The sequence below is a fragment of the Streptococcus infantis genome, assembly GCF_021497965.1.
Taxonomy (GTDB): domain Bacteria; phylum Bacillota; class Bacilli; order Lactobacillales; family Streptococcaceae; genus Streptococcus; species Streptococcus infantis_B.
This window is the reverse complement of sequence record NZ_CP046525.1, coordinates 1,492,085-1,518,968: the sequence shown is the minus strand read 5'-3', so window position 1 is coordinate 1,518,968 and position 26,884 is coordinate 1,492,085. Positions and strand designations below refer to the sequence as shown.

The following is a 26,884-nucleotide window of genomic DNA, read 5'->3' as shown; positions in this document are numbered from 1 at the left end:
GAAGGGAGATACCATGCGCGTAAATATTACACTTGAACACAAAGAATCTGGTGAACGCTTGTACCTTACTTCTAAAAACAAACGTAACACTCCAGACCGTCTTCAATTGAAGAAATACTCACCAAAACTTCGCAAACACGTTGTGTTTACAGAAGTGAAGTAAGCATTCAATACGAATCAATACATAAGAAAAACGCTGATTTCAAGCGTTTTTTCTTTTTTCAATTTCAATACATTTCACTATATTTCAGTCCAAACTCTACCTTTTTCTCTACCTTTTTTAGATAAATATATCATCTGGATATTGAAGTTAAGCCCTGCTATCATTTCGATGGAAGGACTTTTTAATGTTTGCTACACTACCTTTTTATCTATATTTTGATGGAGCTGAAGTTGACATCTACAAAGTTTAATGTTAAAATACATTCAAAAATATATTTGAATGAGGTGTTCATCAAAAATATATTGAATGAAGGTTGCTTTAATGGTTCAATATGTGAACTTTTTTAACTTCAATAATCATGGTGATTTCTGGGGACAGCCGTTTTTAGACGTACTTATTTATCCTAAGGTTATTTTTTTTGGCCCAAAAGGAGAAAAGAAAAAAAAAGGCAGAAGGGGAAGAAAGGAAAAGGATCATCATTAACATCTATTTTAGGACCAATTTCTAGGCTCTGTTAGTCTAATTATTGATAAGTTTACTTTTGGCATTTCGTCTTAAATAATTCCTAGTAAAGAGGATTTTAGGTTTGCTCGGGTGTGATTCCAATTTTCCTAGGACTCAAAGGTTTTGCTTCAGGAGATTCGGATGGAGAAGAATCTATTGCAAAAATAACGAGGTTTTGCGCAAAGATGAAAAAACCTGATTTTTCTAGCCGCTATGATTACTTTTGCAAGTTGTGGTGCTGACAATATTTGTGTTTTGTGCTCCATATTTATTACCTTAAATTTAGCGAAATTGATAGTGGCTTCTACTACTTTTCTAGTCATGATTTACCTTCTCTGGTTTGTCTTCTTCTGCCCAAAAATTGAGCACAGCCCTTCTGTGGGAGAAGGCTTTGGGAAAAATATAGCACGATGGTTCTATTGCCGTTGTTTAGTTAGGATTGGGGAGTATAGCCTGATTGAAAACAACAGCTTTGACATGCAAGGACTCTGTGTTCCGGCTAGTTGAGGAAGAAAATTATGAAAAAAAGCATAGTATATGCCCAAGTGAAATATTATAAATCAACAAAACGGTACAATCCGCACCAAACGAAATTACCTTTGAGTAAAGGCAAAAAGTCCAAAAAAAATCACTTCGTATTTAAACAGTTTACCGATAATAAACAAGATAAATAACCTCTTTTATCTCCTTGCTGTGTTGAAGAAACTCGTGGTCTGGATCAAGCCTGTTTACTAAATCTAAGTATGGATTCCCTGACTCCAACCATCTGCGTAAATAGCCAATCAAAACATCTTGGATAATAGAAGACGAGGGGTGCGAGGGGGGTGAGAAAATTAGATATTATTTTAAAAAGAGAGGAAATTCAGCGGGAAATTTTTAATCAACTAGGGATAAAAACTATTTTACTTACTCTACCAGATCACTCTAACATTTTTATATGTAGCATTCTTAAAAAAAAATTGATGTACAAAACGTTCACCCTCTCTAACAGCTAAAATAGAAATAATATTAACTCTTTTTACATGAAGTGACAGTAAGCAGTCATACGAATCAATACATACGGAGAAAAAAAACGCTCTAGTCCATTGTCTAGAGCGTTTTATCTTGTATTTTGAAATGACCTACACATTTTATCACTTGTCATTTATTGTTCAATGACATTTTGGCACCCAGGAAACAAAAAAAAAAAGAAACAGGACTGAACAAATTCCTTTATTCTTAAAAAAACTTAGAACAGATATGATAATATACGACTAACATGATTTTTACGATTTTGAACTATGTTGTTTTGAAACAAATTTATCAGAGAAAAGACTCAAAATAAGAGCAATCCAAAACACCGGTGTTCTTAAAATAAAAATAGTCATGTCTTGTACCCTTTCGTTATTTTTGTCAAATAATAAGTGAATAGTAATTATCTAATTTTAAAACATATCCATCTGCCCTGGAAAGCCTTTGTTCTTTGATTATATTAATCGGTATCTCTTTCTCTCTTTATTATAGCAAAACATATTGGTAAACCAATATGTAATTTTTATAGTTGGTGTTGTACACTTTTAACAAGGATAGGGCCCCGACTCCAAGCTTACTTCATAAAAAAGGAATGAGTAAATTCGCTTGCCCTTTTTACTTGCTCCTATTTTGAGAGCGCTTCGGAATATGTTATAATAAAACTAGATAATTTGATAGGAGGGCAAAACCGTGGGAAATTTCATGAGCTAGTCTTTCATCGTTTCTTTTTGGGGATGAGCGACGGCTTATTTTTGGTTATTGACACTAGCAGGAGGAGTGGTCTTTGTATAGCACACGCTAGTGCAAAACTCTCATGAGTTATATGCAGAACACGGTATTCTTATCTTGCTTATCGTTCAAGGAAGCATGGGGCTTGATTTAAGAGTAATTTTGTAAAAAGCAAAATCTCAGTTTATACACCCCCCCCCCCCCTCTTATAGGATTGACTTAATCTTGATTATGGTTGTAATATGATGATTCAATTAGCCAAACAGTACTATTTTCATTGCAGCAACCTTTCTAAATATCTTTTAGTAGCCTTGGTATTTCTAGGCTATGCAGGTCTTTAAAACTGCAAGGTTACTTGAATTGTCCTATAAAAACACCCTAAAGCTGTCTTTTCATCGGACTATTTATGAGCCTATCAGCATGGCCAAGTTCTTCTTGGTAGGGTCTTGGTGTTGTATTACTGAATATTATGGTTAAATGCCAGCCCTCCTTATTTTTGTAGGTATTGGAATGTGGCACTCTTTATTAGCGATTTGTTGGAGCCTGTTTATGAGAGTATTATGAAAAAAATTGGCCACAAAATAATAACCAAACAGTTTCGCCTCCACTCACTTCTTAGGCTATATAGTCTGGTCATGATTGCTATTATCACTTGTTTTTGCTCTATTGCTGTCACTATGCTTACTGGGGATATGCGGAAAAGGAAGACAAGTCGAGTTAGTCACGTGTCTTGGTCGGACTGTCGACGAGGTTGAATATTTTACCGTGAATCCACTCGTCTGGCTCAAGGTTGGTAGAAAATCAAGCCCGCATTGAAGGGATTTATAAGTATTTCAGTCTCAGTACACCGATTTTTTATTGGCAGTTGAACGCAAGGCGTCGCCTATATTTCTGTTTCCATTTATGAAAAATATTGATGATATATACGTGCGAAAACGATTTGTAACGGGTGTTTCGATTGTTCTACAGGATCAACAGAGTATTTGGTCCAAAAGAGGAAAACCGAGGTGGACAGAAAATTCCGCTGAGCACTTCAAAACCAGATGCTAATAGTTTCGCTGTTCAGTAGCTGATCCTATCTCGGACCAGCCTCTCGGAGTCATTTTATATTTCCGCCCCATAGAACCAGAATTCTCTATAAGGCGATTGACAATACTAGGGGAAACCCCCCAATGTCCTGTAGCAGTAACTGATCATTTGCAACATATGAAACAGATATGTTCTATATAGGGGCAAAAGGGAATAATGAATCGTGGTTTAGTAGGGAACAACAGCCCATGGTTATCAAGTTCGAGTAGCGGTACCAAAGGATTATGTTATTTGGAGTGGGAGCTTTAGCGAGGTTCGGCACTTATTTTTGAGTCGCCCTCTTATCTATTTTATCATAGACCCTTTTTAAGAGGACTTTTTCTGACTATCAAAGTCAGGTTGTGGACTTGGTGACTCTATCCAAGCCATTACTAAGGGGAGAGCAGACCAAGAGCAATCGACACAGATAAAAAGGGACCAGGAATTGACTTCTAATAGCCGAGGAGACAAATGATAGTTGGATCGACTAGAAAAGTAATATTCACGATATTTTTCAACTGTAACTCAATCAAAAGATGCCAGTTACATGCGGAAGCGCTACAAGCTCAAGATTTAATCCGCATTTCATGATAATACTTTGGAATTTTTGCGGATGTATGCGGTGATGGAACAATCAAAAATGAACTAGATGATATCACTCATGAGTTCAGTAGTCTCATACGCAATAATATCTCTGACAGCGAGAAACGGACCCCAAACAAGAAGTGCGGTTTTTGTCGGAAGTACAGTTATCTCTGTATGGTTCGCTATCAAAATCCATGCCTATGGATTTAAAATTGATCCTGAGTTGGAAGAGATGCGTATTCCAAAGTTCACCCTCCAACCCTTTATGGAAAATTATTTTGTATTACCCATGGGGTGATCACAAAGAACAGATAAGTGATCGTATAAAGGCTTTGAAAAAAGATGGCTATGTCGAAAATCTGGTAACCGATAATGGTCGTGGGATGTCTGCTGAAAAAACTAGAAGAATTCAAGCTAAACTGGACTAAAGAACCTTTGAACACACAGCAGATTATTAAGGGCGGACACGGTCTATTGGGATTGTGAATATCCCCGAAACGTTTTGTGCTTACTTTGGAGAAACGCACTATGATATTAGGAGAATAGGCTGAACAGGAGGAGTTCATTATCGAATCAACATTCAGGACGGGCAGCGAAAGGATAAACATGTATAAAGTAATATAGTTGACGATGCGATACATGATACAGAGGGCTTAAGCGTTTGATTCCTTTGAAAAAAATGGGATATGGAAGTCGTCGCGACGGCTGAATCATTGATGACGCTTGGGACATGTCGTGAGCACCATGTAGATGTCGTTAATTTCTGATGTCAACATGCCCCGACAGACAGGTCTTGAAAATGATTGGAGAGATGAAGGAATGTTGCCAGATGCATTACTATATCTTCTCTCTGGTACCAAGAATTGACTATGTCAAAAAAGCTATGAACCTCAATGTGTAGACTATCTTGTCAAACAGTTGATAAGTTGAACTAGAAGCATTTACTTGAGGGAAAAGCTTGGTCAGCTTCGTGAGAAGGTGCATGGACCAGAGATGTTGTTAAGCAAAAAATTAGACGAGGAAGCATTAAGGGGCATCTTTCCCCAACAAAAGAAAGCTGGTGGATTGGTCTTTCCAAAAGAAAAACAAGGGGATTTTGTCATTCCTACTACTCCTAGGTCGGGAGGGGGGGAGTGACGTAAGAAGCGGGGGAAAAAAAACCCGGGTGGGGGGTAAACAAAGCGGGGAAAGATAAAGGGGGGGGGGGGGAGGGGGAAAGGAAACTAGAAAAAATATACAGCAGGGAAACAAAGATAAAGGGAGGAAAAGAGAAAGGTGGGGGGGGGGGAGGAGAGGAAAACAAAAAATGATCGGACAAAAGGGGGGGGGGCAGGGGGGGGGTCGGGGGTTTACAAATGGCAGCTGTTATGCAGATCAGAAATTCGATGGTTTTTACTCGTTCTGCCTTTTGAGTCACCTTATCAGGTTAAACTTTGAAAAATGGAAGTGTGAAGTTTGACGTTGAAAAAGCACTTTTTTATGGAACTGTAAATCAGATCACGTCTGAAAGGTTATCTTATCATATTATGAAAACCAATCTATCGAGTTATTATCCAGGGAAATCTTCAGCAGATTATCGATGAGGTTAAACCTACTCGAGAAGATTGTTGCTAGAAGAAACAACACCGAGAGTATCCATCACCAAGCAACGTTTACTCAGTTTGGTATGATGTCTTCATCTCTTCGAGCATCTGAAAGCAGGATGATATGACAAGATATCGTCAGAATATTCAGCCCATCACAAACTTTTTGAGTACTTAGTCGCTGATACACAAAGAAAGTAACCTTTGTTGACTTCCTCTCTGGGTCAATACCGCATGAATGAAAAATGTTGTCAGTGTTCTCGAAATCATTGGTAGAGACTATAAAAAAGAGCTATCGCTCAAGCGATGATCAGCAGGACCTCTTTATCAACACTGATGTCATTTCGGGCAGTTATCAAGAAGGAAAACCAATTCAACCTTTGGCGAAAAAAACCCACTTCTCAATAAGCAAACGCAATCAAGGCTGCGCAACTCTTGCCTCTCTACAAATGATGAAGTATTATGAGGATAATCTGCTATTACGGTTGGGCTATAGTAATGTTCGGGTACTTCTACAAGGTTTTTCGAAAACACCTTGTGGAAAGTCTCCTAAGGCTTATCGGCAAAGCAGAATTGATGTAACCCTCTAACTTTTGTTATCCATTTTTAAATATGCTATAATAAGTTTAAAAAATGTGAGGAGGTTGACGTTTATGAAAAGAAACCAATCTAATCTATGGATTTATTAGTTTATCAGCCGATTAGCTCATTTTGGCAGTAGTTGGAATTTTCACTCAAGTCCCCTAATAAGGAAGCCCTTCGTGTAGCCAAGAAAATGTTGGGCACTTAGTGCTCAACAAATAGATGAGCTGTTAACTATGCTTACAAGTATCAGAGTCATCCCACTCTATTTTTAACGTGATACTAATTGCTTTTATTGCTACCATAGTATTGTAGTAGCCTTTGTGTTCCTAGTCGTAAGCAATTACAGTATGGCACTATATTATGTTGATATGTCTTTACTATTATATTGTTGGGTGGTCTATGAACAATATGAATAATCCCAAGATTTTTGCCATGCAATTGATTAAGACGACACCCTTCGTATAGGAAGGATCATGTCAAAAGTAACACTATCATATTCATCGTCATCAATGTTATTCTTTTGGGAATAGCTCTTTATAAAATATGGCGTCAGCAAAAAGGAAACTAAACAGAATCACAAGAGGAAGAATCGCCTAAGAGGACAAAGGCTAACTATCAGATACAATCTTGCGTAGTATTTTTTGGATTCGAGAAAGGAGGGAGGAAAAGATGAAAAAAATTCCTTAGTTTATATCAGCATTAGCGGGAAACACGGAGAGTTTTGTCGACACGTTTGAAAGCTTATTTGTTGGAGCAGTATGCGATATTGATGTGGAAAAAAATTCATATTAAAGACATTGGTCAAGGAAGGAGAAGACTCTTTGAAGATTGACAACCAATAGTGGCTTTCTACCAACGATCCATTTCCACGTCGGGTCCCAACCCATATTCACCTAGAAGGTGGCAAATGGCGTTGATAATGGAGGATGTGGAAATCTTGACCACTCCAGTATGGTTGACTTTATCGCATATGGTGATTAATGCTAGCAAAGTGTTTTGGATGTCGTAGGATCGGGTAACCGCAATTTCAATAACCAATACTGTGTTGACCGCCAAAAGCGATATAGCAGCGCTTTTGGTTTTCCAGTCATAGACTGACTTTGAAAATGCGCGGAATGCTAGGAGATATCAAGAGGTTGCAGGTATTATTGCAGAGCTTTAGTGAACTTTGAATCCTTGTAAGAGGATAGAGTGCTGGGATAGATTTTTATCCCATGGATTCATAGAATTATTTCCCCCCCCCAAAAGAGGAACAGTTCAAATGAGTAAAGTACAGAGATCATTTTTAAAGTATAAAAACGCAAACCAAGCGTCAAGGATATTATGGCTATGAGAGCTTTGCTACTATTAGCGATTGCTCTGCTACTGGTCTCTGAGAAAATTTTTGATGAAGATTCAAGCACCATTTGTGGTGGGGGAAACCATGGTATCCGTAGGGATTGTGATCCTTGGTAGAAAATCTTAGCGGTCAGAAAAATAAATAAAAAAGACTCGAGAAATGCATCCTCGAGTCTTTTTGTTAGTGCGAATTTCGTCATCAACCGATTTCTTTTGAAAGGGAATCCCTAAACGGTCTCGCCTTGTGAGTAGTCAATGACATCATTGATGTGTTCTATCGTTTGGATTTCTCTTTGATATTTTGCACGAAAAGCTTGGTCTTTCAATAGTGGTTCTGAAGCAAGTCTTGAAGTTTCTCTTTTTCATAATTTGTGACACAAGAAAGAGAAAAAAGAAGGACTGATAACAACTAGAATATAAGCATTAATGGCTCTAAAAATTCTCCCTAAGTGATAACAGAAGTAGGAGGTAAGATAAAGTAAATTTTTTTATTGTTTTCGAGTGATAGTACTGTAAGCGCCTAGCATACTTGTTATTAATTAGTGAAGCACGTTTAAGGAAAAACCCTCATAGCGATTGCCGTCAAGAGACTAGGATAACTTTAGTCCAGCTCTTGTACTGAATCACATCTTCTCTGCCCTCTATCACCCACAACGAAGGGCTTCTTTGAGGACCCACCTGCAGTTGCGTAGCTAAGGGCTAGCGCTGTCACGTTCTGGACTTTCATCCAAATTACGTAGTGTGGCATGTATTTTGTTAAAGCTTGAGCCAGAGCTATCGCAAATGTAGTCGATGTAGAAGGCTCGTAGTTGTCGCTGCGCGTTTAGTAACTACTTGGGAAGTCTTGGATGACTTGATGATTTTCCCGCTTTCACCAGCGTCGTTCAAGCTATATTGGCACTTGCTCGGTTGAACTCGGCTTTACGCAAGATGGATTGGATACGAGCATAACTCATATTGGACATAAGGACGCAGTCTCGCCTTCAAAGGATACCAAGCTTCGAGGTCGAGTCCGTAGCATGGTACGGTCAGTTTTTAAGGTCATAGATTTATGGCCCCAACTCCAACAGCATGAGCGACTTGGTCTTTGTTTTCAAGTTCAGGATTTTTGGCTTCGATCTGCGCTTTTGCCGGCTGATGGGCTTCTGCAACCGTTGGCTCCTAACAAGTATAACATTCCCTTTACGAGTAGAAAGTTTCTTTCCTTAACTTTTGTTACCAGATCCAAACGCACATGGACCAATGTCTTGGCTCCATCGTTAACCCATTTCTTAGTTAGTAACTTCCTTGAGCTGTTTGAAGTGAGCAGATTGCATCTTGCCGACACATGTTATATAGTTGCAAATTGGTACTCGTTTTTTGCGATAAAGGGCTGGCAGCCATAGTCCGTGTGATGTAGAGACAGTTTGCACGTCAGATTTCTTGATAAGAGCTGGTGTTTCAATTCATATTTTCAGATTCACAACTTGGGGGCACCTTCTGATTCCGACCAATAGTCCTTTTTCAGCGAGGATATCTACAACTGGCAATCTTTATCCGTTGTAGAAGGCTTCTCCGATGTAGCTGTCGTCAAATTCACTTGTAGTTCATTGTTGACGTGGTAAATTCCACCAAGCTTTCATCGCGGAACCATGCCAAGACAGAGCTTCCTCATCGCCGTTTTCAACAGTTTGCGGACCATTCACGGTGCTTCCTCATCCAAGCTTGATCGTTCTCAGCTTCAGCATTAATGCGACATAGTTTGCGAAGTTCATCGAGTTGGATAGCGTAACTGCTTCTTCGTTCCCCCATTTCTTGTAGGCAACATCAACATCCCAAACTGTTTGCCCCAGTCTCCCATGGTTGACTTGACAGTTTGAATAGCGATTTTTTGGAATATATGTGACCAGCTGTCACCGATACTGTTGAACGAAGTGACCCGATTGAAAATGGTTTAGCAATATTAGGCTAGACATGTCGATAACGACATTTTCTTGGTTACCAATTTGTTTGGGTCTAGCCGTAGTGATTTTTTTCAGTAATGCACGTCTGTCACTTGACCAGAAATGGCAGCCTTTCAAGGAAAGTTGACGTAATGACTGTTTGCCTACAACCTTTTCAAAGTTGGCTATCATCTTTTCTCTCGCACTATCTGCAGCAATCATTTGAAGAACTTTACCGTTCAACTTTTGCCAATGAGAAGGCGGGAAGGCGACATCTCCATATCTGAGTTTTAGGTGTTTCTATATTTAAAATAGCCTCTTGTCCAGGCTATCAATGACGCTAGCCACTCGCTAGCAATCAATTCTTTTGTATTCATTTAGGGCTCCTTTAGGGCTTTTCTACTATTTTAACACAATTCACATTTTTTGAAAGAGAGATTTTTTTGAATATCCAGTTTTTTGGATATAAGTTCTTACTAAAACAATGTAAAATGTTATAAATATGCACTCGAGAGGAACATATAGAAAAAGAGAACGTCATCAGCTTATTAAGCGAATGATTTACAGAAAAATTTAGGCCTCAAAGAAATTCAGGTCCGTTTTGAGCTTGTAATGTCCTTTTGACCAGACAACTTTATCTCGTGATTTGCGAGGTCTTTGGCTTAACCAAGTTAAGAAAAACGATGTTTGTCTATTATGTATTAGCAATGAGACCAGAGAAGATTGATTTGTCGAATTTCTGTCCACATCACTTAGAAGGTGTTAGCAAGAGCTGAATTCACCTTGGTGCTCCATACTAAACTTGGAGAAGCATCTGTCCTTAGCCAAATTGTTAGATTCCAATAAAGATGAATGGATTTAGGTACTGTTTGCTGGAGCGAATACCTTGTTGGTTATCTGTAAAGATCACATTCAGCTAAAATCCATTGAAGAACGATTGCAGAGTTTATTGGAAGATAGATAAGGTCTTGATAGAGCTCTCTCAGGACTGTTTTTTACATAGATGTAGAGTAAATGACTACTGTAAAATTATCACTTTATGCAACGTATGTGTGATATCAAAAGCTATCCAGATGCCTTTTTGCTTTTTCGTATGGGTGATTTTTATGAGTTATTTTATGAGATGCGTCAATGCTGCCCAGATACTATGAAATCTCGATTGACAGTCGTACAGGATAAAATGCTGAAAATCCTATTCCATGGCTTGGTGTTCCTTACACTCTGCCCACAATATATCGATTGTTCTAGGGGGCGGGCTAAAGGTTTCTATAGCTTAACCGATTGAAGATCCTAAACAGGCTGTCGGTGTATGTTCAAGCGTGAAGTTTGTCAGGTTCTTACGCCGACGGTCGTTGATAGTGCAAGCCGGAATAGTCAAAACAACTTTTTTGGTAGCTATTGATCGTGATCGTCTGGTCTCCATTTGGTTTTAGCCTACATGGACCTAGTAACAGGTTGATTTTTATGTAACGGGGCTATCAGATTTTTCTCTAGTCTGTGGTGAAATCCGCAATCTCAAAGCGAGAGTGAAGTGGTGATGTTTGACTTGCCTGAAGTAACGAGCAGATTCTCAGTCGTCAAATGACTATAGTGCTTTCCTATGAACCAAGACACATATGAAGACCTTCTCTGTTGGATTCAAGATTGGCAAACTGTTGAGAGGAGATAGCTAGTGTGGAATCTGTCTCCAGTTATGTTCATCGGACGCAGATGAGAGAGGGTTGAATCACTTAATACCTTTGTTTCTTCGTTTGAATTAGATTTCTTGCAGATGGATTAAGCGACCAAGGCTAGTCTGGATTTGGTTGAAATGCTCGACTCAGGTATAGAAAAAGGAGTCTTTTTCTGTTGCCTAGAATGAGACTAAAACTGCAATGGGGAGTGCGTCCTTCTACGTTCTTGATTTCAACGTCTTTGATTGACAGGACCGTATCCTTGAACGTCAGGAAGTGTGTACAAGTCTCCTGGATATGTTCTTTGAGCGCAGTGATTTAACGGATCCAGCCTCAAGGGGTTTACGATATCGAACGTCTGGCTGTCTTTTTCTTTTGGGAAAGCATCCTAAAGCCCTCTTGCAATTAGCGACTACCTTAGAAGTGTTTCGCAAGGATTCGCCGCCATTTTAGAGGGAATGAATCTACCAGCCCTTGCCTATCTAATTGAGCAACTGGATGCTATTCCTGATTGGAGAGTCTTATTAGTGCAGCCATTGCCTCCTGAGGCTCCTCACGTGATTACGAGGGTGGCATTATTCGGGACTGGCCTTTTATGACCTTGGACAAATACGGTCCGTGTTCTCAGAGAATGGACCAGCTTGGATTGCTGAAATCGCGGCCACAAGGAAGGAAAACTCTGGCATCATACTCTCAAGATTGACTACAATAAAAGGACGCTACTATTCCATGTAACCACTCGGCAGCTTAGGTACGTACCAGCCCACTTTTTTCCGCAAGGCTACGCTGAATAAACTCTGAGCGTTTTGGGAGCAGAGGAGTTTGGCGCGTATCGGGAGGGGAGAAATGTTAGAGGCGCGTGAGATTCAGCCAACTTGAGTACGAAATCTTTATGCGTATTCGTGATGAAGTTGGTAAGTATATCCAACGTGTGCAGCCCTTGGCCCAAGGAATTGCCACTGTCGATGTCTCAAGGACTAGCATAGTAGCTGAAAATCAGCATTTGATTCGCCCAGAGTTTGGTAAAGACTCTAAAGATTATACCTAAAAGGTCGTCACGCAGTCGTTGAAAGGTCATGGAGCCCAACCTATATTCCAACAGCATCCGATGGATGAAGGACACCGCATCCCAACTGATCACAGGGCCTAATATGAGCGTAAGTCAACCTATATGCGCCAGTGTTGCGTGATAACAGCGGTCCATGGCACAGTGGGTCTTTGTCCTGCAGAAAGTGCTCGTTTGCAAATCTTTGATGTCAATTTTTTACCCGTATTGGGGCGGGCAGATGACTTGGTTTTTCAGGCCAATCTACCTTTATGGTAATGGAGAGATGATTGTCAGCTAATAATGCCATTAGTCATGCGACAGAGGATTCATGATTCTCTTTGATGACTTGGTCGTGGAATCGCACTTATGATGGTTATGGCTCTAGCCCAGGCTATAATCGCGTACTTCATATGAGCATATTGGAGCCAAGACTCTCTTTGCGACGCACTACCATGAATTACCACTTTGGAGGCTAGTCTTGAACATCTAGTTAATGTTCCGTGGCACGCTAGAGCAAACTGGTCAGGTTACCTCCTTCATAAGATTGAACCGGTACGCAGCTGTACATCGTACGTATTCACGTTGCTAAGGAAATTTTGGGGGCCAAAAAAAAGGTTTTGCCAGCAGAACTTACTAGCAAGAGCGGATGCGATTTTAACTCACTGAAGCCAAGTTTCATGAAAGTCCAATTCCTACAAACAAAATTACTGTCCATGAACAAATGTCACTCGTTGATGAAAAGAAGAAATCCTATCCTAGCAGAATTGGCTGAATAGATGTTTAACAATTAACACCTTATGCAAGCCATGCAATCTCTTTTGTTTAGGCTGGAAACACAAAATTAGAAGCAAAACCCCTCAGTCCTGTGGTGGGGTTTTTAGCTATTATTTTTATGAGCCATAGTTGATTGAGGTCCTGCAACTTTTTAGATTCTCTCTTGTAGAACAATCCAGACTGATGAGGTAGAACGATTGCAAACTCTGGATGAGCTAAGATGAAAGTCCAGTGAAGCGGGAACCACCAGCTATATATTGCTAGAGGTACGAAACCTATCAACATAAGGAAGAGTGATTGACCAGTACGTGCGTCGAAGGAGACTCCAGTTCCTGCGGCAATAGAACGACCGCCAAAACTAACGAGGAATTCATTGCTGCCCAATATAAGCAGACAGTAAAAGTAGGACGAGTGACCCATGAACCTGATGTTGGTTCATGAATTGACCGATCAAAGAAGTTGGGGGCTGAGAGGTGCGTAGTTTACTTGGTGAGTGGATAAACGAAAAGATAATAGATAGAGTTAAGGCGATGAGGATACCAGTTGTGGCAATCGTGAATACTTGTTTTTTCATAGTTCTAATTTTCTCCTTAATAGCTTTGAGGTATACTGGCGAGATGAGTAGTAAAACTGTTCCGTTTTTTGACGATAAATTTCAATCAAGCCGTTAGGAGGTTAGTTTAAGATGACTGATAGCATCAATGTTTGACAATTTCCGATTGGGAAATTTGGATAAAGGAAGCAGTAAAATTTCAACTGGCTTGGTAAGACGAATGTCGAGTGCAATAGGTTCGATAACCCGTTTCAGCTATCACTTACGGTTTTCATGTAAATCCGTTGAATCTTTTGAATTTCGAGAACGAAAAACCTGATCTTGTAACTTCCTTTAAGAGTTTCTTTTTTGGACCAGCCTGATTGAACAAAGTCTGTTTGTAACTTTTGAAACTCCTTGGAGACAAGGTTGGTGCCTCTAGTGAGAGATTTGTTCTTACGCATATTGTTTATCAATGTCGGTCTTACTTTCATAATTTCTCCTTTATCAAGTTGTAATAGAGATCCTCTTACTTACCATCTATTAAACAAACCCATTTTCTAGACAATTACAAGAGTGATTTGACTATATTGTCGGATACAGGAGTCTGTATGTGGTTTGTAAGTAAAACAAAGATGAAGGATAGTCGAAAATAGAGAAGAAAATGTGATTGACAACGATAGCAAACATCGTGTACAATACTAGACGGTACTTTTTAACTTTTGGTCTCTCAAAAGTGTACTGGACGTGTCTGACAAATGATTTGGCAAACAGTACACACAGATGATAGCCTGTCACCAAGTGTATCATCACCAAAATAAAACAATACCAGAGAATGTAGATGCCTCAATTAACCAATTGGTTCGCAAACCGCGTAAATTCAAAAGTAAAATCTCAAATCACCAGCTTTTGAACGTGGTTAAAACGGTCATAAAAAGTTCAACACAACGTTTCCTCACCACAAAAAACGTGGTGTATCAACTCGGTTGGAACTATGACACCTAAAAACCTAACTCTGCCCTTCGTCAAGTTTGGCTCGTGTACGTTTGAGCAACACTTATCGAAGTTTACTGCTTACATCCCAGTATCGACACAACTTGCAAGCAGCACCGCGTGGTGCTTCTTCGGGGTGGACGTGTAAAAGAACCTTCCATGTGTCACGTTACCATATCGTCCGTGTGCACTTGATACTGAAGGTGTTAACGATCGTAAACAAGGCCGTCTAATACGGTACTGAAAGGGGGGGGCGTCCAAAAAGCATAAGGAAGGGGAATAAGAAGAAATGAGTCGTAAAATTGAGCTCCAAAACGTTATGTATTGCCAGATCCCTTACGAATTCACAATTAGTTTACTCGTCTTATCACCGCGTTATGCTTGATGGTAAACGTGGTACAGCTGCTTCAATCGTTTACGTGCTTTTGGAGCAAATCAAAGAAGCTACTGGTAACGATGCACTTGAAGTATTTGAAACAGCTATGGAAAACATCATGCCTGTACTTGAAGTACGTGCCACGTCGGTTGGTGGTATCTAACTACCAGTCCCAGTTGAAAGTTCGTCGCGGAACTGTCGCGTCTACAACACTTGGACTTCCGTTGGTTGTAACAATCGCTCGCCTTCGTGGTGAACACACAATGCCAGACCGTCCTTGCAAAGAAATCTTGGTCTGCTGCTAACACACTGGTGCAGGGCAAGTTAACAAACGTGAGCATGTGTTAAGCGGAAGCCTAGGCGCTAATGTCGCGTGGATCGGGAGAGAGTTATAGCGTATGACCACTGACTGGGGGAAATGGGCAGGGCTGGGTGCGTGATGGCAGCGAACACTCACCGTATGGCTGAAGCTAACCGTGTGCCTTCGCACACTTCCGTTGGTAAAAATCATGATGCTAGGACGGCATGGATGCAAAGTGAAAATAGGAAAACTGAACGCAGTATTCGACCGAATACAAGGAAAGTTTATCTTTTTCACACATGCATCCCCGTTCCGGCTAAATCGGCTAACTAACTTTGAGCCCGAGTTTCAATTGCAACTTCCCATCTCAACAAAGTTGAAACCAACTAAACAAGATAACTTGAGAAGCGCGCATGGTGGGTCCTGCCTAATCCGTTTTTTTATTAATCGTCCCTGGTTACATATTGGATGGAAGAATAAAAAATAATATGGGAAACACACCTCATGGCACGCGAAGTTTCACTTGGAAAAACTCGTATATCGGTATAATGGCTCCGTGTCGATGTCCGGTAAAACACATACAACTGAGCGTATTCTTTTACCTACACTGGTAAATCCACCAAATCGGTGAAAAACTCACGAAGGCTTCACAAAGGACTGGTATGGAGCAGAGCAAGAACGTTGGTATCACTATCACGATCACGCTGCTGCCGACAACAGCTTACAATGGAACAACCACCGGCGTAAACATCAATCGACACACCAGGCCAACGTGGACTTCACATCGAAGTCGAGCAGCGTTCTCTTCGTGTATTGGACGGTGCGGTTTACAGTTCTTGACTCCACATCAGGTGTTGAGCCTCAAACTGAAACAGTTTTGGCGTTCAAGCAACTGAGTACGGAGTTCCACGTATCGTATTTGCCAACAAAATGGACAAAATCGGTGCTGACTTCCTTTACTCAGTAAGCACACTTCACGATCGTCTTCAAGCGAACGCACACCCAATTCAATTGCCAATCGGTTCTGAAGATGACTTCCGTGGTATCATCGACTTGATCAAGATGAAAGCTGAAATCTATACTAACGACCTTGGTACAGATATCCTTGAAGAAGATATTCCAGCTGAATACCTTGACCAAGCTCAAGAATACCGTGAAAAATTGGTTGAAGCAGTTGCTGAAACTGATGAAGAATTGATGATGAAATATCTTGAAGGTGAAGAAATCACTAACGAAGAATTGAAAGCTGCTATCCGTAAAGCAACTATCAACGTTGAATTCTTCCCAGTATTGTGTGGTTCTGCCTTCAAGAACAAAGGTGTTCAATTGATGCTTGATGCGGTTATCGACTACCTTCCAAGCCCACTTGACATCCCAGCAATCAAGGGTATCAACCCAGATACAGATGAAGAAGAAACTCGTCCTGCATCTGACGAAGAGCCATTTGCAGCTCTCGCCTTCAAGATCATGACTGACCCATTCGTAGGTCGTTTGACATTCTTCCGTGTTTACTCAGGTGTTCTTCAATCAGGTTCTTATGTATTGAACACTTCTAAAGGTAAACGTGAACGTATCGGACGTATCCTTCAAATGCACGCTAACAGCCGTCAAGAAATCGATACTGTTTACTCAGGTGATATCGCTGCTGCCGTTGGTTTGAAAGATACTACAACTGGTGACTCATTGACAGATGAAAAAGCTAAAATCATCCTTGAGTCAATCAACGTTCCAGAACCAGTTATCCAATTGATGGTTGAGCCAAAATCTAAAGCAGACCAAGACAAGATGGGTATCGCCCTTCAAAAATTGGCTGAAGAAGATCCAACATTCCGCGTTGAAACAAACGTTGAAACTGGTGAAACAGTTATCTCTGGTATGGGTGAGCTTCACCTTGACGTCCTTGTTGACCGTATGCGTCGTGAGTTCAAAGTTGAAGCGAACGTAGGTGCTCCTCAAGTATCTTACCGTGAAACATTCCGCGCTCCTACTCAAGCACGTGGATTCTTCAAACGTCAGTCTGGTGGTAAAGGTCAATTCGGTGATGTATGGATTGAATTTACTCCAAACGAAGAAGGAAAAGGATTCGAATTCGAAAATGCAATCGTCGGTGGTGTGGTTCCTCGTGAATTTATCCCAGCGGTTGAAAAAGGTTTGGTAGAATCTATGGCTAACGGTGTTCTTGCTGGTTACCCAATGGTTGACGTTAAAGCTAAGCTTTACGATGGTTCATACCACGATGTCGACTCATCTGAAACTGCCTTCAAGATCGCTGCATCTCTTGCACTTAAAGAAGCTGCTAAGACTGCACAACCAGCTATCCTTGAACCAATGATGCTTGTAACAATCACTGTTCCAGAAGAAAACCTTGGTGATGTTATGGGTCACGTAACTGCTCGTCGTGGACGTGTAGATGGTATGGAAGCACACGGTAACAGCCAAATCGTTCGTGCTTACGTTCCACTTGCTGAAATGTTCGGTTACGCAACAGTTCTTCGTTCTGCATCACAAGGACGTGGGACATTCATGATGGTATTCGACCACTACGAAGATGTACCTAAGTCAGTACAAGAAGAAATCATTAAGAAAAACAAAGGTGAAGAATAATTCACCGTCACTTTAAAAGAAGTCACTTTGTGGCTTCTTTTTCTGTTTGGTAGAAATAGCTAAAATGGCCTCAAATATGGTAAAATAGAAGGAGTATATTGTGAGGAAAATGGATGTCAACCACTTTTGAAATTTTAATGAATCAGTTGGGAATCCCCACTGAGATAAGAAATCATGAAGCCTTCTCCCAGGCAGAGATTGAACAAGTTATTGTACACAAACAAAGTAAAATTTGGGAGTTTCGTTTTGTCTTTGAGAATATCCTGCCTTTTGAACTCTTTTTAGCGTTGAAGAAAGGTCTGAAAGAAGAATTTTCAAAAACAGGAAATCAAGCAACCTTTGAGATAAAAACTCGCCACCAAGACTTTGCAAAAGAGCTTCTACAAGCCTACTATCAAGAGGCTTTTTCAGATGGACCTTGTGCTAGCCAGGGTTTTCGTTCCATGTATCAAAACTGTCAGGTTCGTGTTGAAAATGATCAGTTGATTATTGAAGCTTCTGAAGCAGCAGATACAGAACATTTTAGAAAAAACCACCTACCAAATCTCAGTAAACAGCTGGAACTCTTTGGCTTTCCTAAATTCACTTGTGTTTTAGAGAAAAATGAAGATTTGACCAAGGAAGAGCAAGAAGCTTTCCATTCGGAAAATCAAATGATTGTTCAGGCTGCCAATGAAGAAACTCTTCGGGCTATGGAGCAGTTGGAACAGATGGCGCCACCACCTCCAGTAGAGGACAAGCCTGTCTTTGATTTCCAAGCCAAGAAGGCAGCTGCCAAGCCAAAACTAGACAAGGCAGAAATTACTCCAATGATTGAGGTTAATACTGAGGAGAACCGTTTGGTATTTGAAGGAGTTGTCTTTGATGTTGAGCAAAAGGTGACTAGAACAGGTCGTGTTTTGATTAACTTCAAGATGACCGACTATACTTCTAGTTTCTCTATGCAAAAATGGGTCAAAAATGAAGAAGAAGCTCAGAAGTTTGACATGATCAAGAAAAACTCTTGGCTTCGTGTTCGTGGGAATGTTGAGATGAATAATTTCACACGAGACTTGACCATGAATGTGCAAGATGTGCAGGAAGTTGTCCACTATGAGCGTAAAGACTTGATGCCAGAGGGAGAACGTCGGGTTGAGTTCCATGCGCATACCAATATGTCGACTATGGATGCTCTACCTGAAGTTGAAGAACTCGTTGCGAAAGCAGCCAAATGGGGACACAAGGCAGTAGCAATCACGGACCACGGAAATGTTCAATCCTTCCCTCATGGCTATAAGGCAGCTAAGAAAGCTGGCATCCAGCTGATCTATGGGATGGAAGCCAATATCGTTGAAGACCGTGTTCCTATCGTCTATAACGAAGTGGAAATGGACCTTTCTGAAGCGACCTATGTAGTCTTTGACGTGGAAACGACAGGACTTTCAGCTATCTATAATGACTTGATTCAAGTTGCGGCTTCTAAGATGTATAAGGGTAATATCGTCGCTGAATTCGATGAATTTATCAATCCTGGCCACCCCTTATCAGCCTTTACAACTGAATTGACAGGAATCACGGACGACCATGTAAAAAATGCCAAACCCTTGATTCAAGTTCTGAAAGAATTCCAAGAATTCTGTAAAGATACCGTTCTTGTAGCCCATAATGCGACCTTTGACGTTGGTTTTATGAATGCCAACTATGAGCGTCACGGTCTTCCAAAAATTACTCAACCTGTCATCGATACGCTAGAGTTCGCTAGAAATCTCTATCCTGAGTACAAACGTCATGGTCTAGGACCTTTGACTAAACGTTTTGGTGTAGCTCTAGAACACCACCACATGGCCAACTACGATGCGGAAGCAACTGGCCGTCTGCTCTTTATCTTTATCAAGGAAGTGGCAGAAAAACATGGTGTGACAGATTTGGCACGATTAAACCTTGATTTAATCAGTCCGGACTCTTATAAAAAAGCTCGCGTCAAGCATGCAACTATCTATGTAAAAAATCAAGTGGGCTTGAAAAATATCTTTAAGCTGGTTTCTCTCTCAAATACCCAGTATTTTGAAGGAGTACCACGGATTCCACGTACAGTACTAGATGCCCATCGAGAAGGGTTAATCTTGGGTTCTGCTTGTACGGAAGGAGAAGTCTTTGATGCAGTTGTATCACAAGGTGTAGATGCAGCAGTCGAAGTTGCTAAATACTATGACTTTATCGAGGTGATGCCTCCAGCTATCTATGCACCTCTGATTGCTAAAGAGCAGGTCAAGGACATGGAAGAACTCCAAACCATTATCAAGAGTTTGATAGAGGTTGGAGATCGTCTCGGCAAGCCCGTTCTTGCGACAGGAAATGTCCACTATCTCGAACCTGAGGATGAAATTTATCGCGAAATCATCGTTCGCAGTCTAGGTCAGGGAGCTATGATTAACCGAACTATTGGTCATGGAGAAGCTGCTCAACCAGCACCGCTACCAAAGGCACATTTTAGAACGACTAATGAAATGTTGGATGAATTTGCCTTTCTAGGGGAGGACTTGGCTCGCAAGATTGTCATTGAAAATACCAATGCCTTGGCAGAAATCTTTGAACCTGTGGAGGTTGTAAAGGGTGATTTATACACGCCTTTCATTGATAGAGCTGAAGAAACAGTTGCCGAGTTAACCTATAAAAAAGCCTTTGAAATCTATGGAAACCCACTCCCAGATATCGTTGATTTGCGGATTGAAAAGGAACTAACCTCTATCTTGGGGAATGGATTTGCCGTGATTTATCTAGCTTCACAGATGCTAGTGCACCGTTCCAACGAACGAGGCTACTTGGTTGGTTCCCGTGGGTCTGTTGGATCCAGTTTTGTTGCGACTATGATTGGGATTACCGAGGTTAATCCTCTCTCTCCTCACTATGTCTGTGGGCAGTGTCAGTATAGTGAGTTTATCACGGATGGTTCCTACGGTTCAGGATTTGATATGCCAGATAAAGACTGTCCAAACTGTGGGCACAAGCTCAGTAAAAATGGACAGGACATTCCTTTCGAGACCTTCCTTGGTTTTGATGGGGACAAGGTACCCGATATCGATTTGAACTTCTCAGGGGAGGACCAGCCGAGTGCCCACTTGGATGTTCGTGATATCTTTGGGGAAGAATATGCCTTCCGTGCAGGAACGGTTGGTACGGTGGCTGCTAAAACAGCCTATGGATTTGTCAAGGGTTACGAGCGTGACTATGGCAAGTTCTACCGTGAAGCCGAAGTAGAGCGCCTAGCCCAAGGAGCTGCCGGTGTTAAACGGACGACTGGTCAGCACCCAGGGGGAATCGTTGTTATCCCAAACTATATGGATGTCTATGACTTTACTCCAGTGCAGTATCCTGCAGATGATGTGACTGCTGAATGGCAAACCACTCACTTTAACTTCCACGATATCGATGAGAACGTCCTTAAGCTCGATGTTCTTGGTCATGATGATCCGACCATGATTCGCAAGCTCCAGGACTTATCAGGCATTGATCCAAATGATATCCCTATGGATGATCCTGGTGTCATGGCCCTCTTCTCGGGTACAGATATCCTGGGAGTGACACCTGAACAAATCGGGACTTCAACTGGTATGCTTGGTATTCCAGAGTTTGGAACCAACTTCGTTCGCGGAATGGTGGATGAAACCCATCCGACGACCTTTGCCGAGTTGCTCCAGCTTTCTGGTCTGTCTCACGGTACCGACGTATGGTTGGGAAATGCCCAGGACTTGATTAAGGCTGGAATTGCGGACCTATCAACTGTTATCGGATGTCGGGATGACATCATGGTTTACCTCATGCACGCTGGCCTAGATCCAAAGATGGCCTTTACCATCATGGAGCGAGTGCGTAAGGGAATGTGGCTCAAAATCTCTGAAGAAGAGCGTAATGGATATATCGAGGCCATGAAGGCTAACAATGTACCTGAGTGGTATATCGAATCTTGTGGAAAAATCAAGTACATGTTCCCTAAAGCCCATGCGGCAGCCTACGTTATGATGGCCTTGCGTGTGGCCTACTTCAAGGTTCACCATCCGATTTATTATTACTGTGCTTACTTCTCCATCCGTGCCAAGGCTTTTGATATCAAGACCATGGGTGCAGGCTTGGATGCTATCAAACGCAAGATGCAAGAAATTGCTGAAAAGCGCAAGAACAATGAAGCTTCTAACGTAGAAATTGACCTCTATACAACGCTTGAAATCGTCAACGAGATGTGGGAGCGTGGCTTCAAATTTGGGAAGTTGGACCTCTATCGCAGTGATGCGACTGAATTTATCATCGATGGAGACACCCTCATCCCACCGTTTGTCGCTATGGATGGTCTAGGAGAGAACGTTGCTAAGCAATTGGTGCGAGCTCGTCAAGAAGGGGAGTTCCTCTCTAAAACAGAACTCCGCAAGCGTGGTGGACTCTCATCAACCTTGGTTGAAAAGATGGATGAAATGGGGATTCTCGGTAATATGCCAGAGGATAACCAGTTGAGTTTGTTTGATGATTTGTTTTAGGGACTAGTAACGGAGGACATTTGATGAAACTCAGAATTTTTGCGGAAGACAAACCTGCTCAAAAGGTTTTTGAATATCAGTTAGAGCTTGCTGATCAGACAATTCTTCTATCGACAGCACTCTTGTCTGGTGCTATTGCTTTAGCAGGATTATTTTCTGCTTTGAAAGAAAAATAAAAATAGAAAAGGGAAACACAAATGGTTTTACCAAATTTTAAAGAAAATCTAGAAAAATACGCTAAGCTTTTGGTTGCAAACGGAGTTAACGTGCAACCTGGTCACACTTTGGCTCTCTCTATCGATGTGGAGCAACGCGAGTTGGCTCACTTAATCGTCAAAGAAGCCTATGCACTTGGAGCCCACGAAGTTATCGTTCAATGGGCTGACGACTTTGTAAACCGTGAGAAATTCCTTCACGCGCCGATGGAGCGTTTGGACAATGTGCCTGAATACAAGATTGCTGAGATGAACTACCTCCTTGAAAACAAAGCAAGTCGTCTCGGTGTCCGTTCTTCTGACCCAGGTGCCTTGAACGGAGTGGACGCTGAAAAACTTTCTGCTTCTGCAAAAGCGATGGGAATCGCCATGAAGCCGATGCGTATCGCAACTCAATCCAATAAGGTTAGCTGGACAGTTGCTGCTGCAGCTGGACTCGAGTGGGCTAAGAAGGTCTTTCCAAATGCGGCGAGCGATGAAGAAGCAGTTGACCTCCTTTGGGACCAAATCTTCAAGACTTGCCGTATCTATGAAGAAGATCCAGTTAAGGCTTGGGAAGAACATGCTGCTATTCTCAAGAGCAAGGCGGAAATGCTCAACAAAGAACAATTCTCAGCCCTTCACTACACAGCGCCTGGAACTGATTTGACACTTGGCTTGCCTAAGAACCACGTTTGGGAATCAGCTGGTGCAGTTAATGCCCAAGGTGAAGGATTCTTGCCAAATATGCCAACAGAAGAAGTCTTTACAGCACCTGACTTCCGTCGTGCAGATGGTTATGTAACATCTACAAAACCACTTAGCTATAATGGAAACATCATCGAAGGTATCAAGGTAACCTTTGAAAATGGTCAAATCGTTGATATCACAGCTGAAAAGGGTGATCAAGTTATGAAGGACCTTGTCTTTAAGAATGCTGGTGCGCGTGCCTTGGGTGAATGTGCCTTGGTACCAGATCCAAGCCCAATTTCTCAGTCAGGTATTACCTTCTTTAATACTCTTTTTGATGAAAATGCTTCAAACCACTTGGCTATTGGTGCAGCCTATGCAACTAGCGTTGTTGGTGGAGCAGAGATGAGCGAAGAAGAACTTGAAGCTGCAGGGCTTAACCGTTCCGATGTTCACGTTGACTTTATGATTGGTTCTAACCAAATGGATATCGATGGTATCCGTGAGGATGGAACACGCGTTCCACTCTTCCGCAATGGAGATTGGGCAATTTAAGGAGAAGCTATGATTGGAAGTATGTTTGTCGGACTTTTAATCGGACTACTAGCAGGAGCTATCACCAATCGTGGAGAACATATGGGATGCTTCGGGAAAATGTTTCTTGGCTGGATTGGTGCCTTTTTAGGACAATTACTCTTTGGTGCTTGGGGACCAAGCCTAAACGGTACAGCCATTATCCCATCAGTTCTCGGTGCCATGATTTTATTAGCCATCTTCTGGGAAAGAGGAAGCTAAGTTTCGATTTGAAAGCTTATTTAACTATTAAGATAAAAAGAGGTTGGAATTGTTCCGACCTCTTTTAAGATTCACAGCAGATAATGGGACTTGCAGTGACTGGTTCTTTTTATATTGCGTCAAGTATGGTACAATAAAAGCATGAGAATTCAACAATTACACTATATTATCAAAATTGTAGAGACTGGTTCCATGAATGAGGCTGCCAAGCAACTCTTCATTACGCAACCCAGTCTATCAAATGCAGTTCGTGATCTAGAAAATGAGATGGGGATTGAGATTTTTATTCGAAATCCCAAGGGAATCACCCTCACACGTGATGGGATGGAATTTTTGTCCTATGCCCGTCAGGTTGTCGAGCAAACCCAACTTCTAGAAGAACGCTATAAGAACCCCATCGCTCATCGCGAGCTTTTTAGTGTGTCTTCGCAGCACTATGCCTTCGTAGTCAATGCTTTTGTTTCCTTGCTCAAGAAGAGCGATATGGAAAAGTATGAGCTTTTTTTGCGTGAGACGAGAACTTGGGAAATCATCGACGACGTCAAGAACTTCCGTAGTGAAGTCGGAGTCCTCTTTTTAAATAGCTATAACCGTGATGTCCTTTCTAAGATGTTGGATGATAACCATCTAGTTGCCCACCATCTCTTTACAGCCCAACCCCATATCTTTGTCAGCAAGACCAACCCTCTTGCTAAAAGAGACAAGGTGCAGTTGGCAGATCTAGAAGACTTCCCATACTTGAGCTATGACCAAGGTACCCATAATTCCTTCTATTTCTCAGAGGAGATTTTGTCTCAGGAACACCACAAGAAATCCATCGTTGTTAGTGACCGTGCGACCTTGTTCAATCTCTTGATTGGTTTGGACGGCTATACCATCGCGACTGGTATCCTCAATAGTAATCTTAATGGAGATAATATTGTCTCGATTCCACTTGATATTGATGATCTGATTGAACTGGTTTATATCCAGCATGAGAAAACTAGCTTGTCTAAGATGGGTGAACGCTTCATCGAGTACCTACTTGAAGAAGTTCGCTTTGATAAGTAATTTGAATAAATGAGAAGAGAAAAGAAGAATGACGACATTAAATACAAATGATTTTGATTTTCACTTGCCGGAGGAACTGATTGCTCAGACTCCTTTGGAAAAGCGCGATGCCTCTAAGCTCTTGATGGTCAATCGCAAAACAGGGGAATTTCAAGATCGCCATTTTCACTCAATTATTGAAATGCTAGAGCCGGGTGATGCCCTGGTTATGAATGACACCCGCGTACTACCAGCGCGACTTCATGGCCAAAAGGAAGAAACAGGGGGCCACGTTGAACTCTTACTCTTGAAAAATACAGCTGGAGACGAATGGGAAGTCTTGGCAAAGCCAGCTAAGCGTCTCAAGGTCGGGGCCCGTGTTATCTTTGGTGATGGTCGACTTAGCGCAGTCGTGACCGAGGAATTAACCCATGGCGGTCGTATTGTCCGTTTTGAGTATGAAGGAATTTTCCTAGAAGTACTTGAAAGTCTTGGAGAAATGCCTTTGCCTCCTTATATCCACGAAAAGTTGGATGACCGTGAACGGTACCAGACCGTCTATGCCAAGGAGAGTGGCTCAGCCGCTGCTCCGACTGCAGGCCTTCATTTTACCAAAGAATTACTAGAAGAGATCCAACAAAAAGGAGTTCACCTAGTCTACTTGACCTTGCACGTTGGGCTTGGAACCTTTAGACCTGTTTCGGTCGATAATCTAGATGAACACGAGATGCACTCAGAGTTTTACCAATTATCTGAGGAAGCTGCAACGACCTTGCGTCAGGTCAAGGAAAATGGTGGCCGTGTCATTGCTGTGGGGACAACCTCTATCCGTACGCTAGAGACTATCGGAAGCAAGTTTGACGGGCAAATCCAGGCCGACTCTGGCTGGACCAATATCTTTATCAAGCCAGGCTATGACTGGAAGGTGGTGGATGCTTTTTCTACTAATTTCCACCTGCCTAAGTCAACCTTGGTCATGCTTGTCTCAGCCTTTGCAGGCCGTGAATTGGTCCTCGAAGCCTACCAGCATGCTATCGAGCAAAAATACCGTTTCTTTAGCTTTGGCGATGCCATGTTTATCTACTAAAAAACGAGCAAATCAAAACTAGAAATAAAAGGGCTAATTCCTACTTGGATTAGCCTTTTTTCGATATATGATAGCTATTGAATTAAAAGCAAATAAATGATACACTGAAGACTATGATACAGCCGTCAAATATATGCAAAATCTGACGAGCTACTTTTATCTGTATCTATTTCAAAGGAGATTTTTATGAAAAACAAAACATTGCGCTATACGAGCCTATCAGTCCTGACCTTGTTAGCTGCCTTGACCTTGGCTGCCTGTGGTGGAAAGACTGACAAGAATACGTCATCTTCAAACCAAAAGGAGACAACAAGCAAGGTGACTACAGAGTCATCAAGTAAAACAGAAGCTAGTCAAAAAGAGGAGCAGAAGTCTGAGACAAGTTCTTCAAGCGCTACAGGTAGTCAAACTGAGACAAAGGCGGAAAATCAAAAAGATTATTCTAAATTCCTTGGGACTTGGGAAAACTACGCGGGAACAACTGCAACAGTCACAGCAGATGGAATTGTAACGATCCAAAGTTCAAATGGAACCTTTAAATACGAGATGGGGCAAGTAGAGGAAAAAGACGGCTACTACTCAACAGGTATTCATCTTGTCGGTGGTGGGCAAGGGGCACGACTGATCTTTACCCCAGCTGGAGTCCAAAACGAAGTGACAGGTACAGATGGCAGTCAAGATGTCTTGTCTATCGGTCAATCTGTAAGCGACAAAGATAACCAGTTTTACCGTAACTAAGAACATCAATCAGAAGTAAGGGTGGTGAAATGTCCTTGCTTTTCTATGTTCTCA

Annotated in this window: 11 protein-coding genes and 9 pseudogenes; 16 read left to right on the top strand and 4 right to left on the bottom strand. The window is 41.5% G+C overall.

Translation table 11 applies throughout. The features are described from left to right. Positions 1-13 precede the first annotated feature (13 nt). Positions 14-163: a 50S ribosomal protein L33 gene (gene rpmG / locus GOM46_RS07455; RefSeq protein ID WP_001265622.1), complete on the top strand. Its 150-nt coding sequence runs from the start codon at positions 14-16 to the stop codon at positions 161-163. Between the two features lie 77 nt (positions 164-240). On the opposite strand, the pseudogene GOM46_RS07450 reads toward rpmG, so the two are convergent. Next, positions 241-426: pseudogene (locus GOM46_RS07450) on the bottom strand (FanG protein). A 131-nt stretch (positions 427-557) separates the two neighbouring features. Between GOM46_RS07450 and GOM46_RS08390 the strand changes: the two are divergent. The 3 genes and pseudogenes from GOM46_RS08390 to GOM46_RS08490 form a co-directional block, all read left to right on the top strand. After that, positions 558-1,174, top strand: a pseudogene (locus GOM46_RS08390) (cadmium resistance transporter); the annotation flags it as partial. A 3,164-nt stretch (positions 1,175-4,338) separates the two neighbouring features. After that, positions 4,339-4,488, top strand: coding sequence for a hypothetical protein (locus GOM46_RS07435; RefSeq protein WP_235083471.1), 150 nt, complete (start codon positions 4,339-4,341; stop codon positions 4,486-4,488). Positions 4,489-7,224: 2,736 nt separating this feature from the next. Further along, entirely contained in the window at positions 7,225-7,326 is a 102-nt protein-coding gene (locus tag GOM46_RS08490) for a class Ib ribonucleoside-diphosphate reductase assembly flavoprotein NrdI (protein ID WP_414930179.1), read from the top strand. Between the two features lie 884 nt (positions 7,327-8,210). Here GOM46_RS08490 and argS read toward each other — a convergent pair. Further along, a pseudogene (argS, locus tag GOM46_RS07425) lies at positions 8,211-9,865 on the bottom strand (arginine--tRNA ligase). A 125-nt stretch (positions 9,866-9,990) separates the two neighbouring features. Here argS and GOM46_RS07420 point away from each other — a divergent pair. Together GOM46_RS07420 and mutS are read left to right on the top strand one after the other, a co-directional pair. Beyond that, a pseudogene (locus GOM46_RS07420) lies at positions 9,991-10,452 on the top strand (arginine repressor). A gap of 50 nt (positions 10,453-10,502) precedes the next feature. After that, positions 10,503-12,982, top strand: a pseudogene (gene mutS / locus GOM46_RS08485) (DNA mismatch repair protein MutS); the annotation flags it as partial. Between the two features lie 127 nt (positions 12,983-13,109). Here the strand turns inward: mutS and GOM46_RS07405 are convergent. Both GOM46_RS07405 and GOM46_RS07400 read right to left on the bottom strand, forming a co-directional pair. Next, positions 13,110-13,557 (bottom strand): annotated as a pseudogene (locus GOM46_RS07405) (DUF3021 family protein); the annotation flags it as partial. Between the two features lie 230 nt (positions 13,558-13,787). Then, positions 13,788-14,009 carry a hypothetical protein gene (locus tag GOM46_RS07400; RefSeq protein ID WP_235083469.1) on the bottom strand — a complete coding sequence of 74 codons (222 nt, stop codon included), beginning with the start codon at positions 14,007-14,009 and terminating at the stop codon, positions 13,788-13,790. A gap of 289 nt (positions 14,010-14,298) precedes the next feature. On the opposite strand from GOM46_RS07400, the pseudogene rpsL reads away from it, so the two are divergent. The 10 genes and pseudogenes from rpsL to GOM46_RS07355 all read left to right on the top strand — a co-directional run bounded on the left by rpsL (position 14,299) and on the right by GOM46_RS07355 (position 26,830). Continuing rightward, positions 14,299-14,801: pseudogene (rpsL, locus tag GOM46_RS08385) on the top strand (30S ribosomal protein S12). Between the two features lie 31 nt (positions 14,802-14,832). Beyond that, positions 14,833-15,177 (top strand): annotated as a pseudogene (locus tag GOM46_RS07395) (30S ribosomal protein S7); the annotation flags it as partial. 512 nt (positions 15,178-15,689) lie between these two features. Then, a pseudogene (fusA, locus tag GOM46_RS07390) lies at positions 15,690-17,789 on the top strand (elongation factor G). A gap of 113 nt (positions 17,790-17,902) precedes the next feature. Further along, positions 17,903-22,297: a PolC-type DNA polymerase III gene (locus GOM46_RS07385; protein WP_235083468.1), complete on the top strand. Its 4,395-nt coding sequence runs from the start codon at positions 17,903-17,905 to the stop codon at positions 22,295-22,297. Between the two features lie 23 nt (positions 22,298-22,320). Then, entirely contained in the window at positions 22,321-22,473 is a 153-nt protein-coding gene (locus GOM46_RS07380; protein ID WP_223140520.1) for a hypothetical protein, read from the top strand. A 21-nt stretch (positions 22,474-22,494) separates the two neighbouring features. Next, positions 22,495-23,736 carry an aminopeptidase gene (locus GOM46_RS07375; protein ID WP_061863447.1) on the top strand — a complete coding sequence of 414 codons (1,242 nt, stop codon included), beginning with the start codon at positions 22,495-22,497 and terminating at the stop codon, positions 23,734-23,736. A gap of 9 nt (positions 23,737-23,745) precedes the next feature. Further along, positions 23,746-23,976 (top strand): GlsB/YeaQ/YmgE family stress response membrane protein, encoded by a 231-nt coding sequence (locus GOM46_RS07370; RefSeq protein ID WP_235083467.1) that lies wholly within the window; start codon positions 23,746-23,748, stop codon positions 23,974-23,976. A 141-nt stretch (positions 23,977-24,117) separates the two neighbouring features. Beyond that, positions 24,118-25,026, top strand: a complete 909-nt coding sequence (locus tag GOM46_RS07365; protein ID WP_235083466.1) for a LysR family transcriptional regulator — start codon at positions 24,118-24,120, stop codon at positions 25,024-25,026. A gap of 28 nt (positions 25,027-25,054) precedes the next feature. Beyond that, positions 25,055-26,092 carry a tRNA preQ1(34) S-adenosylmethionine ribosyltransferase-isomerase QueA gene (gene queA / locus GOM46_RS07360; RefSeq protein WP_235083465.1) on the top strand — a complete coding sequence of 346 codons (1,038 nt, stop codon included), beginning with the start codon at positions 25,055-25,057 and terminating at the stop codon, positions 26,090-26,092. A 186-nt stretch (positions 26,093-26,278) separates the two neighbouring features. After that, positions 26,279-26,830, top strand: a complete 552-nt coding sequence (locus GOM46_RS07355) for a DUF6287 domain-containing protein (protein WP_235083464.1) — start codon at positions 26,279-26,281, stop codon at positions 26,828-26,830. Positions 26,831-26,884 lie beyond the last annotated feature (54 nt).